This window comes from Myxococcus sp. NMCA1 (assembly GCF_026810205.1).
Lineage (GTDB): Bacteria > Myxococcota > Myxococcia > Myxococcales > Myxococcaceae > Myxococcus > Myxococcus xanthus_A.
In genome coordinates this window covers 4047373-4060680 of sequence record NZ_CP113950.1, presented here as the reverse complement: position 1 = coordinate 4060680, position 13308 = coordinate 4047373, and the positions used below count along the sequence as shown (strand labels likewise).

12 protein-coding genes are annotated in these 13308 nt (G+C 68.3%); 6 read left to right on the top strand and 6 right to left on the bottom strand.

Annotated elements, in window-relative coordinates:
* The first annotated feature begins 44 nt into the window (after window positions 1-44).
* Entirely contained in the window at window positions 45-755 is a 711-nt protein-coding gene (locus OZ403_RS17470; RefSeq protein WP_268784645.1) for a hypothetical protein, read from the top strand.
* A 19-nt stretch (window positions 756-774) separates the two neighbouring features.
* Here OZ403_RS17470 and OZ403_RS17465 read toward each other — a convergent pair whose 3' ends face one another.
* Complete coding sequence (locus OZ403_RS17465; protein ID WP_237078344.1) at window positions 775-1902, bottom strand: FAD-dependent monooxygenase; 1128 nt, start codon at window positions 1900-1902, stop codon at window positions 775-777.
* A 166-nt stretch (window positions 1903-2068) separates the two neighbouring features.
* Complete coding sequence (locus OZ403_RS17460) at window positions 2069-2917, bottom strand: MBL fold metallo-hydrolase (protein ID WP_140796478.1); 849 nt, start codon at window positions 2915-2917, stop codon at window positions 2069-2071.
* A 104-nt stretch (window positions 2918-3021) separates the two neighbouring features.
* On the opposite strand from OZ403_RS17460, the gene OZ403_RS17455 reads away from it, so the two are divergent.
* Entirely contained in the window at window positions 3022-3516 is a 495-nt protein-coding gene (locus tag OZ403_RS17455) for a PaaI family thioesterase (protein WP_140791301.1), read from the top strand.
* An 18-nt stretch (window positions 3517-3534) separates the two neighbouring features.
* On the opposite strand, the gene def is transcribed toward OZ403_RS17455, so the two are convergent.
* Together def and OZ403_RS17445 are read right to left on the bottom strand one after the other, a co-directional pair.
* Window positions 3535-4140, bottom strand: coding sequence for a peptide deformylase (gene def, locus OZ403_RS17450; protein ID WP_268784644.1), 606 nt, complete (start codon window positions 4138-4140; stop codon window positions 3535-3537).
* Between the two features lie 22 nt (window positions 4141-4162).
* Window positions 4163-4876: a ferritin-like domain-containing protein gene (locus OZ403_RS17445; protein WP_237080388.1), complete on the bottom strand. Its 714-nt coding sequence runs from the start codon at window positions 4874-4876 to the stop codon at window positions 4163-4165.
* A gap of 305 nt (window positions 4877-5181) precedes the next feature.
* On the opposite strand from OZ403_RS17445, the gene OZ403_RS17440 reads away from it, so the two are divergent.
* The 3 genes from OZ403_RS17440 to OZ403_RS17430 are packed head-to-tail and all read left to right on the top strand — an operon-like array spanning window position 5182 to window position 7429.
* Window positions 5182-6420, top strand: coding sequence for a TonB C-terminal domain-containing protein (locus tag OZ403_RS17440; RefSeq protein WP_268784643.1), 1239 nt, complete (start codon window positions 5182-5184; stop codon window positions 6418-6420).
* A gap of 17 nt (window positions 6421-6437) precedes the next feature.
* Complete coding sequence (locus OZ403_RS17435; RefSeq protein ID WP_140798362.1) at window positions 6438-6917, top strand: hypothetical protein; 480 nt, start codon at window positions 6438-6440, stop codon at window positions 6915-6917.
* A 29-nt stretch (window positions 6918-6946) separates the two neighbouring features.
* Complete coding sequence (locus OZ403_RS17430) at window positions 6947-7429, top strand: SRPBCC family protein (protein WP_140874996.1); 483 nt, start codon at window positions 6947-6949, stop codon at window positions 7427-7429.
* A 15-nt stretch (window positions 7430-7444) separates the two neighbouring features.
* Here OZ403_RS17430 and OZ403_RS17425 read toward each other — a convergent pair whose 3' ends face one another.
* Complete coding sequence (locus tag OZ403_RS17425; RefSeq protein ID WP_140791293.1) at window positions 7445-8596, bottom strand: fatty acid desaturase family protein; 1152 nt, start codon at window positions 8594-8596, stop codon at window positions 7445-7447.
* A 254-nt stretch (window positions 8597-8850) separates the two neighbouring features.
* Between OZ403_RS17425 and OZ403_RS17420 the strand changes: the two genes are divergently transcribed.
* Window positions 8851-9936: an NADH:flavin oxidoreductase gene (locus OZ403_RS17420; protein ID WP_140874992.1), complete on the top strand. Its 1086-nt coding sequence runs from the start codon at window positions 8851-8853 to the stop codon at window positions 9934-9936.
* Between the two features lie 77 nt (window positions 9937-10013).
* Here OZ403_RS17420 and carB read toward each other — a convergent pair whose 3' ends face one another.
* On the bottom strand, window positions 10014-13265 hold the full coding sequence (gene carB / locus OZ403_RS17415) for a carbamoyl-phosphate synthase large subunit (RefSeq protein ID WP_268784642.1): 3252 nt from the start codon (window positions 13263-13265) through the stop codon (window positions 10014-10016).
* Between the last annotated feature and the right edge of the window lie 43 nt (window positions 13266-13308).

Sequence of the window (13308 nt, the reverse complement as noted above, 5' to 3'; positions counted from 1 at the left end):
CCATGGTTCAGGCGGCAGCATTCATCCCCCCGGGAGGAAGCCTCATGAGCGTCACTCGCGCGGTGTCCACCTTCGGCTTGCTGGTGTCTGCCTGCCTGTGTTCTCCGGCCCTGGGGGCAGCGCCGTCCCCGGAGCAGGAAGCGACGCTCCCGCCGCCACAGCTCGCGGTGGAGGTCGGTGGGACGCTGTCTCCAATGCGGCATCCCGCGACGGAGGTGCCGACGCTGCGTTCACGGGTGAAGACGGTGAACGTCCGAAGCGGAGCCGCGCGCCTCTCCGGCGGGCTTCACTTCAACCTCGTCCGTGGCTCCGAGCGGAGCGACTGGTGGTGGACGAACGGCATCGACTGGTACCTGGCGGGTGGTGACGTCCAGGTCCTGGCGCTGAGGCCGGGGCTGGAGAAGCGGTTCTCGCTGACACGAAACGTGACGCTCGGGGTGAGCGCGTTCGGCAGCGCGGCGGAGGTCTCACTGCCCACGGGGCAGATTGGTCAGGTGCAGCCAGGGGAGCCGGGCTACACACCCATTGGCGGCAACAACTTCTACGAGGGCCGCATACGCAAGTGGGCCTTCGGCGCGGGCGGACTGGCTGCGATCCAGGTCAAGCTGAGTCGCTACGTGCATGCTCGCGTTCATGGGGGCTATACGCACTACTTCGAACAGGCGTACGGGCTTCAGCCGACTCCTGATGCGGCCGCGTTCACGGTTTCGCTCGACGGCCCATTCGCGGGGGCGCTGCTTGGACTGAACCTCTAGAAACCGCTCCTAGAGCGCCCTACGCGGCGTCGCGCACCAACTCTCGGACCTGCCGGGCGGCGAGCCCTTGAGGCACGAGTTGGAAGAGCGCATTGCGAATGAAGCGCCCCGCTGAACTCTCCCACTGGGCCACGCGCCCCAGGCTCCAGGAACGCGTCACGAAGCTGTTGGCACGCGCGAGCCGGCGTTGCTCGTAGGCCGCCAGCGCCGCGTCCACGGGGCCCTCCCCGGCCAGCAACTCCGCCAGCACCACGGCATCCTCGATGGCCTGACACCCGCCCTGCCCCATGTTGGGCGTCATCGGGTGCGCGGCGTCTCCCAGCAAAGTCACCCGGCCCCGGCTCCAGCGGCTGACAGGCGGCCGGTCGTGGATGTCCGTGCGGATGATGTTCGCTTCATCCGTCGCGGCAATCAGGTCCGCGACGGGCGCGTGCCACCCGCCGAAGATGGACTGCAGCCGGGCCCGTGTCTCCCCGGGAGCATCCTGCCCTCCGGCCGGCGCATTCTGCGTGGCGAACCAATACGTTTGTCCGAAGCCAATGGGCACCACACCGAAGCGCGCCCCCGGGCCCCACGTCTCTGAAACAAGTCCCGGCGTCGCGCTCGGGACGTCTGAGCACACGCCCCGCCAGCTCGTGTAACCCGAATAGCGCAGCGGCGCGTCGCCCAGCAGCGCCCCACGCACCACCGAGCGCAGCCCGTCCGCGCCCACCAGCGCATCGCCCGTCACCGAGCTGCCGTCCGACAACCGCACCGTCACTGTCTGGCCGTCGTCGTGAAACGCCGTCACGGTGAGCCCCAGCCGGACGTTCTCCTCCCCGGCATGGGCCAGCAGCACGGACTGGAGCCGCGCCCGGTGGATGCACACCAGGGGCAGCCCCAGTTCCTCCTGAATCCGAGTCACCGGAAGCCGCGTGAGCGCCGAACCCGACGGCTTCAGAATCGCGCTGTCCGTGGGACACGCACCGGCATGGACCACCTCGTCACACAGACCGATGCGGCGCAGGGCCGCCGTGGCGTTCATCTGCACCGTGAGGCCCGCGCCCACCCACTTCAGGGCATCGGAGCGCTCGAAGACGGTGACGGAGAGGCCCGCGCGCCGAAGCGCGCAGGCCAGCGTGAGTCCACCAATTCCAGCCCCAGCCACGAGAACATGCCTGGGCGATGACGTGCTCATGCGCCGCGATTTAACAGGTATGCCGCGGCGAGTCGCGATTCATGTGCAACGCAGTGACGGGAGGTCAGTGCTGAACCACCGCCACGTCGTTGCCGTCCCGGGTCTGGATCTCCGACACGTACTTCACGGGCGCGGCTCACCCGAACCAACGGCCCGCTTCGGGAGCGAAGACGCGGACGCGTTCGGCCAGCGACGGCGGCAGTCGCGCGCGCAACGTGGCGTGGACGGATTCAGGAGGAAGCGCCTGGCTGAAGTGCATGAGGACCAGGGCCTCGTTGCGAAACTGGTCCGCGCGCGCGAGGAGTTCGTCCAGGTGGAGATGCGCCTTCGCCTGAGCGTCCTGCACGGAGTGGCGCGCGTCGACGAAGGTGCACTCGAGGATGAGCACTCGCGAGTCGAACAAACTCGGCTCCGTGTCCAGGACGCGGGACACGGTGTCGGTGGCATAGGCCAGCTCCAGCCGCTCGACTTCGTCGAAGAGCGCCTCGCCCGCTTGCCTCCGCCTGGCGATCTCCTGGGGCGGCAGAGACTGGTGCTCGGGACGGAGCTTCGCGACACGGCGGAAGAACTGATACCCGAGCGACGGCACCGGGTGATGCGTTCGGAACGCGCGGACGAACAGACCTTGCCCCAGGGGCCGCACGTCCCCAGGCAGCATCGGCACCGTGTGCACCTCCATGGAGGTGTGATGCAGCCGCGACATCACGGCGAGCGACGCCTGGACGTTCTCCTCGATCTCCGCGGGCAGGAAGACCTGGGGTGCACCCTTGCCGATGAGCCGACGGATGCCGAGCAGAGAGCCCAGCCCGCTGGCATGGTCCGGGTGCGCGTGGCTCAAGAAGATGCGGTCCGAGCCACAGAAGGAACGAATGGGCAGCCCCACGTCGAGCACCACGTCCAGCTCGGGCACCTGGAGCGACGTGTACACGCCACCCACGGACACGCCTCGGACTGTGTAGGGACCTGCCTGGACTTCAGTGAGCATCGACATGGACACTATCCCGGGCCCTGGTCGAGACACGCGACGAAAGGCGCCTGCTGGGCCAGGATGTGCGCATCGTTGCACCTCCCCTCCAGTCAGGGCCCCACATGGAAACCTCATCTCTCCAGGAAGTCGTCGCGCCGGAAGGCATCTGCTACGGCTGCGGCAGCAAGAACCCTCACGGCCTGCACATCCAGAGCTACTGGGATGAGGACGGCATCCACGTGGTGGCACGTCACACGCCCGATGCCCGGTACAGCGGCTGGCCGGAACTCGTCTACGGCGGCCTGATTGCCATGCTGGTCGACTGTCACTCGAACTGGACGGCCATGGCGTACCACTACCGCGCCGAAGGCCGCTCTCCTGGCAGCTCGCCTGCCATTGAATGCGTCACCGGGAGCCTGGGCGTGAAGTTCATCAAACCCACGCCCATGGGCGTCCCGCTCACCCTCCGTGCACGCGTCGAGGGCGAAGTCGGACGCAAGAGCCGAGTCCTCTGTGAAGTCTTCGCGGGCGAGACGCTGACCGCGGTGGGTGATTCCATCTTCGTCCGCGTCGACACGGCCCAGTTGAAGGCCGCGGCGCACGGCCGCGAAGGCTGACGCGAAAGACGTCGTGCCCTACCCCCTGTCGGGCACTGGCAGCCCCAGTTCGGCGCGCAGCTCCGCGGTGCTGCGCCCCGCCTGGTACCGGCGATGGTTCTCCGCGGTGGAGAAGCTCCGTGTCTCCATCCGGTCCACGTAGAGCGTGCCGTCCAGGTGGTCCAGCTCGTGTTGGAGAATGCGCGCGTACCAGCCCCGGGCCTGGACCGTCACGGGCTGGCCGTGTTCATCGAGTGCATCCACGCGCACGGCATTGGCGCGGGGCACCAGGGCCGCGAAACCCGACACGCTCAGGCACCCTTCGTGGAACTCCGCGGGTGCCGCGTCCTCCACGACCAGCCTGGGATTGATGAGCACGTGGAAGGGCACGGGCTTCCGTCCTCGCGCTGCCAGCTCTCTCTCCGAGAGGCCCGCCTGATACTCGGCCCGGTCCTCGATGACGATGACTCGCAGGCCCACGCCCACCTGGGGCGCCGCCAGCCCGACACCGGGCGCGTCCCGCATCGTGTCGCGCATCTGCTCGATGAGCCGTGCCGTCTCCGGGCTGGCAAGCTCCTCCGGCGTCAAATCGCGCGCCTTCCGACGCAGCACCGGGTCCCCTGCCTGGACAATCTTGAGCACCATGCCGCCAGCGTAGCAGGGCCCGCTACGCTCCGGACTGACGACGACGCTCCACCCACTGCCGTCCGGGAGTGGTGTCCACTCCGCATCGTTCCAGCCCGGGAAAGACGACGTCGTGCAGGGCCTGGATGAACACCTCGCTCTTGCGCGCATGCGGCAACACGCCGTGCGCCAGGAGCATGGAACCCTCCGCATCGGACAGGCCCTTCGCGAAGAGCCTGGGCGACACGCTGTCCTCCAGCATCTCAGGCAGGTACGGCGACAGGAATGCCACGGAGCCCGATTCGGCGGCATGCGCGAGGTAGGCCCACCCCAGACGGCTGTGCGCGACCTCGTCCCGAAGGATGTCTCGAAGCACCGCGCGCACCCGGGGTGGTCCGTCCACGGCCAACACCGAGGTCAACCCGGCCGTGCTCTCCGTCTCCGAGATGCAGCAGGCGGCGACGACTTCGTAGAGCACGCGCTCGCGGAAGCTGAGGTCTTGCGGAGCGGTCTCCCGCGCCTCCAGGGGCACCGGCGGCATCACCTCTTGCCCGTAGGTGCGCGCCATCAGCTCGCACATGCCCGCGTGGCGCCGTTCGTCCTCCGACGCGCGGCGCGCGAGTTCCACCAGCGTTTCGGGCGTGGCCAACTGCTCGAGCGCTCCTGCCAGCCGGGCGAAACGCAGCCCCGCGGCCAGTTCCTCCTGCCTGCGGAAGACCCAGGTCTCCGCGATGAACTGCCGGAGCGCGTCTGGCATCGTTCTCCCCCGGTCTCCGGAGCAAGCGCTGGTCGGCCGGACAGCCATCATCAGGAGCGTTGTTCATGGTGGCCTCGAAGCACTGAGCGTAACCGACGCGCGAGACAGACCGCGCGAAAGGAATCACTTGTCGCAGTGAGTCATCGCGTTGGGCACCCCACGGTCGCAGCCCATGCCCTGATGGGGACTGTACGCAATGTCGCGCACGGCGGGACGTAGACGTGTCCAAGCCAAGGTCCGTGCCGGTTATGCTGGCGGGACGTGGAGGCCCCGTCCCGGGGAGCGTGGGAGTCGAGATGCGGCGAATGCGACGACTCGGCGGGGCCGCGCTGGCATCGCTCGTCATCCACGTAGGGCTGCTCATGCTGCTTGGGTCTGTCGACCCGCCGGAGCGTGCGCCTCGCCAGGCCGTCACGTCGAAGCCGCTCTCGGTGGACATCGTCACCACACCGCCTGTCCTGACTTCTCCACCGCTCGTGGGGCAGCCTGCACCTTCGGCGTCCACGCCTCGTCCCAAGGGAAAGCAGGTGAGAAAGACACCGGCCGGGGATGGCCTCGCCGCAGCGCCATCCCCTGCCCCTCCCGACGCACCCGACACTGCTGCTGCGCCGGAGACCACCGCATCGCCGCCGGACGCCCCGCGCAGGCCGCAACAACTCCAGGCTGGCGCCGATTCCCTGCCCTCGTTCCTGGTGCCAGGAGGAGCGCCGCTCGCCGGTCCGAAGACACCGAGTGGACGCACGTTGCGTCCTGGCGACCCGGCACCTTCCCGAGAGCAGCTCGCCGCGCAGGAGGAGGCCACCGTCGCGGGGCGTGTGGAGGAATTCATCGTCGACGATCAGGCCCAGCTTCGCGTCGCCAACGGTCTCATCGACCCGTATTTCAGCCGCCTTCGAGAAGCGCTTGAGAAGGGCCTCGAAGATGCGCCGGTATTCCCAGGCACCAGCCTGGTGAATCAGGCAGGGACCGCCTGGGCTTCCCGAGCCAGCAGCTTCGGAGCGACTGGAAATCCAGGAGCCGGCCCACCGCCGAAGGCGCCCACCACGACCGAACGTCTCTATGACATTCAGCAGCGCGCCGGAGACGAATCCATGGAGCGGCCGCGCCTCTTCGCCCAGGCGGGTCAGGAGCTCCAACATCTGGCCACGGGTGGCGGCTCGAAGCTCGTCGTGACGCTGGAGCTGACGCAGGAAGTGGATGGCACCCTGCGCGATGCGAAGCTCATCTCGCTGAGTGGCAACCCGGCCTACGACGCCTACGTCCTGAACGCCATCCCGGCGTCACTGGCGAAGCTCGCTGGGCCACCCGCTGGCGCGCGCGGTGTCCGAGCCGACGGCATCCATACCTTGTGGGCCGTGGAAGGCCGCGTCGTGTACCTGCGCAAGCTCAAGGAACTGAAGGGACAGGACGCCTGGTACATCGCCGCGACGAGCGCTGCTGGCATCCTGGCCGGACGCTTCGAGGAGACGACGGGCGAGGTCGAGGTCATCGACTTCCGCAACCCGCGGTTCGTGTGCCGGTCCCACTTGTTGCGCGTCTACTGATGCTAGGCTGACGCGCCATGGCTCGTCGCAAGAAGGCCGATGAAATGGCCTCCCGCGTCCGAAACCTGCTCGCGATGGACGCCGCGGGCATCATGCGCAGGCTCGATGCCCGCCGGGATGAGATGTTCGCCCTCTTCTCCCGCCTGCGCAGCCGCGAACCGCTCCTGGGCACCATCGCGTCACGGTACGCCGACGGCGCGTTCGACCAGCTCATCCACCTGCCCGAACAGGAACAAGCCGTCGTGGACCACTTCTACGGCCGCCTGGACGAACTGCGCTGGTACTTCACGTACACCGAGGACATGCCCGGCACCGCCCAGGTGATCTTCTCCAAGCTGCACAAGCGGCTGGAGGAGTCCTACCGCGTGCTCGTGGTGACGCTGGGCCCACCGGTTCCGCCAGATGGCTCGCGCGTGGTGGATGTCGAGGCCGTCCGGCACGACGCCGCCGAAGCGCCGCCGCGGAAGACGCTGACACGCACCACGCGGCGCGCGTAAGCCGCACCGCTCACGAACAGGATGCCCCCGTGACGAACACGACAGGCCCCGGGAAGAGAACCGACACGGCTTCGCGAGTCATCGCGGCCTCGCCAGGAGCCCTCTACCGGGCCTTCGTCGAGCCCGCGGCCGTGGCGACCTGGCTCCCACCAGAAGGCATGAAAGGCCACATCCACGCGTTCGAGCCACGCGCGGGCGGGACGTACCGGATGACACTCTCCTACGACAACGCGGACCACACCGCGCCCGGGAAGACCTCCGCGCACGAGGACGTCGTCGAGGGCCTCTTCGTGGAGCTCGTCCCCAACGAACGCGTCGTGCAGCGATTCGAGTTCGAATCGGACGACCCCGCCTACGCGGGCACGATGACCATGACCTGGACGCTGACGCCCGTCGCCGGGGGCACGCGTGTCACCATCATCTGTGTAGACGTGCCCGAAGGCATTCGCCAGGAAGACCACATCGAGGGACTGACCTCGACCCTGGCGAACCTCGCGGCCTACACCGAGTAGCCGAACGTCACTGCCTCACGCCGCGGGAGCAGGCGCTGCGGCCACTCCGGCATCACTGGCCTGGCGCTTCGGCGCGAGCTTCCGCATGGACGTCTTGCCCACCACGACGTCCACCATCTTCTTCGCGCGGGTCCAGACGCTCTCCTGCACGTAGGGGATGCCGTACTTCTCGCAAAGCGCCTTCACCTGCGGCTGCACCTCGCGGTACTTCAGCATCGGCAGGTCCGGCCAGATGTGGTGCTCAATCTGGTAGTTCAGCCACAGGTGGGCGAAGTCGTTCAGGTCCCCGCCCGTGCGGTAGTTCGCGCTGCCAATCACCTGCTGCACGTAGCGCTCGCCACGGCTCTCCGGCTTCGAGTCGAACCGGTACAGGTCCTCGCCCGTGTGGTTCGGCCCCACCACCAGGAACGTGTGCAGGCTGGTGAGGATGTCCGCCATCACGGAGTTGCAGAACGCGCTGAACGACGCCCACGGCCCCAACACCAGGTAGAGCGCCGGGAAGAGCCCGAACTGCACGGCCGAATACGGCAGATAGCAGCTCAGCAGCAGCTCCTTCAGCTCCTCGCGCGTCAGCTCCCCACCCTTGCGCCGGCCCTTCCGGCGCAGCGAGCTGAGCGTCTCCGGCGCGTAGTAGCTGGCCCGCCACGTCAGCGCGAGCAGCGCGAGCTGCACGTACCGCAGCGCCAGCGAGCGCTCCGGGTTGCGCAGCGTCCCCTCCGCGTTGCGCTCCAGGAGGTCGGGGTCCGCATCCTCTCCAGTGTGCGAGTGGTGGAGCACGTTGTGCTCGTACACCCAGGCCTCCGGAAGCATCCAGTCGAGCCAGTCCAGATAGCGGCGGCTCCCCTTCGCGAAGCCCTTACCCGTGCGAGACGCCGGAAGCCCCGGCACCCGGTCGTAGCCCCGGTGCCCTACGTGGTGCATCAGCAGCCAGCGCGTGGAACGCCCCACACTGAGCGCCGCCGCGCTGAGCGGGTTCGGCGCCAGCCAACAGGTCGCCGCGCCCAGCGCGGTCGCCGCCCTGCCCCAACGCTCAATCTTCCGGAGGTGCGCCGCATCCGCCTCGCCGAGCGATGCGTCCAGTTGCTCACGCAACGCCTTCAACTCACGGTGAAACCCCTCCACGTCCACGGAAGAAATGTCGAAGTCGGGGGCGGCCTGGGACGGCATCAAGGGCTCTCCTCGGTCACGGTGGTGGCGCGGGGGAAAGGGGGGGCAACGGCTCGGCGCGAACGGTAGCCGCCAGGGTCCGCGGGCGTCCAGCCACGCTTTTCCCTCGGCCCCTGCTTTCGAACGAGGCCATGCGGAGGCACGAGGCACAGGTTATACCCCGCGTCCTGATTCCGGCCCACGGGGTGGCTCCGACGTCAAGAGGAAGCAGGCCGCCGTGACGGACGCACCCACTTCGAAAGCGAGATGCCGACATGACGGACCTGTTCGCTCCCCTCGAGCTCCGAAAGAGTGTCATCGCGCCCAACCGCATCTGGCTGGCGCCGCTGACGAATACCCAGAGCCATCCCGATGGCACGCTCTCCGATGCGGAGCTCCGCTTCCTCGCGATGCGCGCCGACGGCGGGTTCGGCATGGTGGAGACGTGCGCCGCCTACGTCTCGCAGGACGGCAAGACGTGGCCAGGCGAGTTGGGAGTTCACGACGACGCGATGCTGCCCGGACTGAAGCGCATGGCCGCGCGCATCCATGAAGGGGGCGCCCTGCTCTCCGCGCAGCTCTTCCACGGAGGACTTCGCGCCAACGCCGAGGTCAGCCAGCGAGAGGTGTGGAGCGCCAGCGCGTATGACGCGGACGGCCTCCGCTGCCGCGAAGCCACCGAGGCCGACATCGAGGGCGTCATCGCGGCCTTCGCGAACGCGGCTCGCCGCTGCGCGGAGGCGGGGTTCGACGCCGTGGAACTCCACGGGGCGCACGGCTACCTGTTCTCGCAGTTCCTGAGCACCGTCTTCAACCGCCGGAAGGACCGATGGGGCGGCTCGCTGGAGAACCGCTGGCGTCTGCTTCAGGAGACAGTCCGCGCGGTGCGGCGCGCGGCGCCCTCCCTGGTCCTCTCCGTGCGCCTGTCACCGGAGGACGCGGGGCAGGCCAAGGGCCTGGACCTGGACGAGTCGCTGGAGGTCGCGCGCATGCTCACGCGCGAGGGCGTGGACATCCTCCACCTGTCCCTGTGGAAGGCGGCCCTCAACACCCAGAAGCGGCCGGACCAGCACGCGACGCCGCTCTTCCGGCAGGCCGTGGGCGCCGGAGTTCGCATCGTGGTCGCGGGCGAGGTGCGCACGCGCGAGGAGGCAGAGGCCCAGCTCGCGCGCGGCGCGGATGCCGTGGCCGTGGGCCGAGCGGCCATCGCGAATCATGACTGGCCGCGCCGCGTGCAGCGAGGCGACGCGCTCCAGGTGCCGCCGCTGTCCCCTACCGCGCTCAACGCCGAGGGACTGTCCGACGTCTTCGTGAACTACATGCGCAACTGGCGCGGCTTCGTGACGGACCAACCGGCCTGAGGCGGCCCCGAAACGCAGACGGCCCCACTCCCAGGAGGAGCGGGGCCGCATGACTCACGTCAAATGAGCGCTGCGGTTCAGCGCCGGGTGCCCGGGGGCGCCGCGGTGATGCCCAGGTACTCCTGGAGCGGCTTCACTTCCAGCTCCGTGCGCTTGAGCGACTCCAGCGCGCCCACCGCCATCCGCGCCGCCTGCACCGTCGTGTAGTACGGCACCGAGTGCATCAGCGACTCGCGGCGGATGGAGAAGCTGTCGGCGATCTCCTGCTTGCCGAAGGTGGTGTTGATGACCAGCACGATTTCGCCGTCGACAATCTTGTCGACGATGTTCGGGCGGCCCTCCTTCACCTTCTGCACCACCTGCGCCTCGATGCCCTTCGTCGCCAGGTAGGTGTGCGTACCGGAGGTGACGATGAGCGAGAAGCCCATGCTCCGCAGGCGCCGCGCCAGGTCCACCACCGCCGGCTTGTCGTCATCCTTGACGGAGATGAACACCTTGCCGCTCTTGGGCAGCTTCACGCCCGCGGCGAGCTGGCTCTTGGCGAAGGCGGACGCGTAGTCGTTCGCCAGGCCCATCACCTCGCCGGTGGACTTCATCTCCGGCCCGAGGATGACGTCCACGCCCGCGAAGCGCGCGAAGGGGAACACGCTCTCCTTCACCGCCACGTGCTTGAACTCCGGCTCATGCGTGGCGCCCAGCTCCTTGAGCGTCTTGCCCACCATGCAGAGCGCGGCGATCTTCGCCATCGCCACGCCGGTGGCCTTGGAGATGAAGGGCACCGTGCGGCTCGCGCGCGGATTCACTTCCAGGATGTAGATGGTCTTCCCCTGGATGGCGAACTGCACGTTCATCAGGCCCACCACGCCCAGCTCGCGCGCCAGGGCGATGGCCTGGTCCTTCATCCGCTCCACCAGGTCCGGCGACAGCGAGTGCGGCGGCAGCGTGGCCGCGGCGTCACCGGAGTGCACGCCCGCCTCCTGGATGTGCTCCAGCACGCCGCCAATCATCACCGCGCCGGTGCGGTCCGCCACCAGGTCCAGGTCCACCTCGATGGCTTCCTTCAGGAAGCGGTCGATGAGCACCGGGTGCTCGGGCGAAGCGCTCACCGCCTCGCGCATGTACCGCTCCAGGCTGGACACGTCGTAGACGGTCTCCATGGCCCGGCCGCCCAGCACGTAGGAGGGCCGCACCATGACGGGGTAACCGATGCGCTCGGCCACCTTGAAGGCCTCCGCGTGGCTGCGCGCGACGCCGTTCTCCGGCTGCTTCAGGCCCAGCTTCTCGATGAGCTTGGAGAAGCGCTCACGGTCCTCCGCGCGGTCGATGGCGTCCGGCGGCGTACCCAGAATGGGCAGGCCCGCCTTCTCCAGCGGCACGGAGATGCGCAGCGGCGTCTGGCCGCCGAACTGGACGATGGCGCCCACCGGCTTCTCGCGCTGGGACACCTCGAGCACGTCCTCGATGGTCAGCGGCTCGAAGTAGAGGCGGTCCGACGTGTCGTAGTCGGTGGACACCGTCTCCGGGTTGCAGTTGACCATCACCGTCTCGTAGCCAGCCTCGCGCAGGGCGAAGGCCGCGTGGACGCAGGCGTAGTCGAACTCGATGCCCTGGCCGATGCGGATGGGGCCGCTGCCCAGGATGAGGACCTTCTGACGGTCCGTGGGGGGCGCCTCGTCCTCCTCCTCATAGGTGGAGTACAGGTAGGGCGTGTACGCCTCGAACTCCGCGGCGCAGGTGTCCACCCGCTTGAAGACGGGCCGGATGCTGCGCGCGTGCCGGTGCGCCCGCACCTCTTCCTCCGGGTAGCCCAGCAGCTTGCCCAGGTACTTGTCGGAGAAGCCGTGCGCCTTGGCCTGCCGGAGCACCTCGTCCGGGAGCTGGTCCAGGCGGCCGTACTCCTGCAGCGACTGCGCCTCGTTCACCAGCATCTGGATGTAGCGCAGGAACCACGGGTCGATGGCGGACAGCGCGTGCACGTCCTCCACCGTCAGGCCCTCGCGGAAGGCCTGGGCCACGAACCAGGGACGCTCCGGGCGAGGGATGCGCAGCGCCTCGCGCAGCACCTTCTCCCGCTCCTCCTTCTCCGCCGGTAGCTCCGGGGACTCCAGGCCCACGCGGCCCAGCTCCATGGAGCGCAGCGCCTTCATGTACGCCTCCGGGAAGGTGCGGCCAATGGCCATCACCTCGCCCACCGAGCGCATGCTCGTGGTCAGCGTCCGGTCCGCGTGCGGGAACTTCTCGAAGTTGAAGCGCGGCACCTTCACCACCACGTAGTCCAGCGTCGGCTCGAAGGAGGCCGGCGTGTCGCGGGTGATGTCGTTGCGCAGCTCATCCAGCGTGTAGCCCAGCGCCAGCTTCGCGGCGATCTTCGCGATGGGGTAGCCCGTCGCCTTCGACGCCAGCGCGCTGGAGCGCGACACGCGCGGGTTCATCTCGATGACGACCATGCGGCCGTCCTTCGGGTGGATGCCGAACTGGATGTTGGAGCCACCCGTATCGACGCCAATCTCCCGGATGATGGCCAGCGACGCCTGCCGCATCCGCTGGTACTCGCGGTCCGTCAGCGTCTGCGCGGGCGCCACGGTGATGGAGTCACCGGTGTGCACGCCCATGGGGTCCAGGTTTTCAATGGAGCAGACGATGATGACGTTGTCCGCCGTGTCGCGGACCACCTCGAGCTCGTACTCCTTCCAGCCCAGCACGCTCTCCTCCACCAGGATGGTGGTGGTGGGGCTGGCCTTCAGGCCCGAGCGGCAGATGGTCTCGAACTCCTCGCGGTTGTACGCGATGCCACCGCCGGTGCCACCCAGCGTGAAGGACGGGCGGATGATGGCCGGGAAGCCGATGTCCTCCACCAGATTCATCGCCTGGTCCAGCGTCGTCGCGTAGCCGCTCTTGGGCAGGGCCACGCCAATCTTCTGCATGGCCGCCTTGAAGAGCTGGCGGTCCTCGGCCTTGTTGATGGCGTCCAGGGACGCGCCGATGAGGCGCACGCCGTACTTCTCCAGGATGCCCTGCTCCGCCAGGGCCTTGGCGAGGTTGAGCGCCGTCTGGCCACCCATGGTGGGAAGGAGTGAGTCCGGCCGCTCCAAGGCGAGGATGCGCTCCGCCGCCTCCACCGTAATCGGTTCGATGTAGGTGCGATGCGCGAACTCAGGGTCCGTCATCACGGTGGCGGGGTTGCTGTTGAGCAGCACCACCTCCACGCCTTCATCCCGGAGCGCCTTGATGGCTTGTGTACCGGAGTAGTCGAACTCGACGGCTTGCCCGATGACAATCGGACCCGAGCCAATCACCAGAACCTTGCGGATATCGGTACGCTTGGGCATCGGGGCGCCCCCATACCAACCTCCGCCCCCACATGCGAGGACT

Excerpts from the sequence above, each read along its gene's own strand:
- OZ403_RS17470 (WP_268784645.1), top strand. The coding sequence starts at position 45 with ATGAGCGTCACTCGCGCGGTGTCCACCTTCGGCTTGCTGGTGTCTGCC.
- OZ403_RS17460 (WP_140796478.1), bottom strand. The coding sequence starts at position 2,917 with ATGCTCACTGAAGTCCAGGCAGGTCCCTACACAGTCCGAGGCGTGTCC.
- OZ403_RS17455 (WP_140791301.1), top strand. The coding sequence starts at position 3,022 with ATGGAAACCTCATCTCTCCAGGAAGTCGTCGCGCCGGAAGGCATCTGC.
- def (WP_268784644.1), bottom strand. The coding sequence starts at position 4,140 with ATGGTGCTCAAGATTGTCCAGGCAGGGGACCCGGTGCTGCGTCGGAAG.
- OZ403_RS17445 (WP_237080388.1), bottom strand. The coding sequence starts at position 4,876 with ATGCCAGACGCGCTCCGGCAGTTCATCGCGGAGACCTGGGTCTTCCGC.
- OZ403_RS17440 (WP_268784643.1), top strand. The coding sequence starts at position 5,182 with ATGCGACGACTCGGCGGGGCCGCGCTGGCATCGCTCGTCATCCACGTA.
- OZ403_RS17435 (WP_140798362.1), top strand. The coding sequence starts at position 6,438 with ATGGCTCGTCGCAAGAAGGCCGATGAAATGGCCTCCCGCGTCCGAAAC.
- OZ403_RS17425 (WP_140791293.1), bottom strand. The coding sequence starts at position 8,596 with ATGCCGTCCCAGGCCGCCCCCGACTTCGACATTTCTTCCGTGGACGTG.
- OZ403_RS17420 (WP_140874992.1), top strand. The coding sequence starts at position 8,851 with ATGACGGACCTGTTCGCTCCCCTCGAGCTCCGAAAGAGTGTCATCGCG.
- carB (WP_268784642.1), bottom strand. The coding sequence starts at position 13,265 with ATGCCCAAGCGTACCGATATCCGCAAGGTTCTGGTGATTGGCTCGGGT.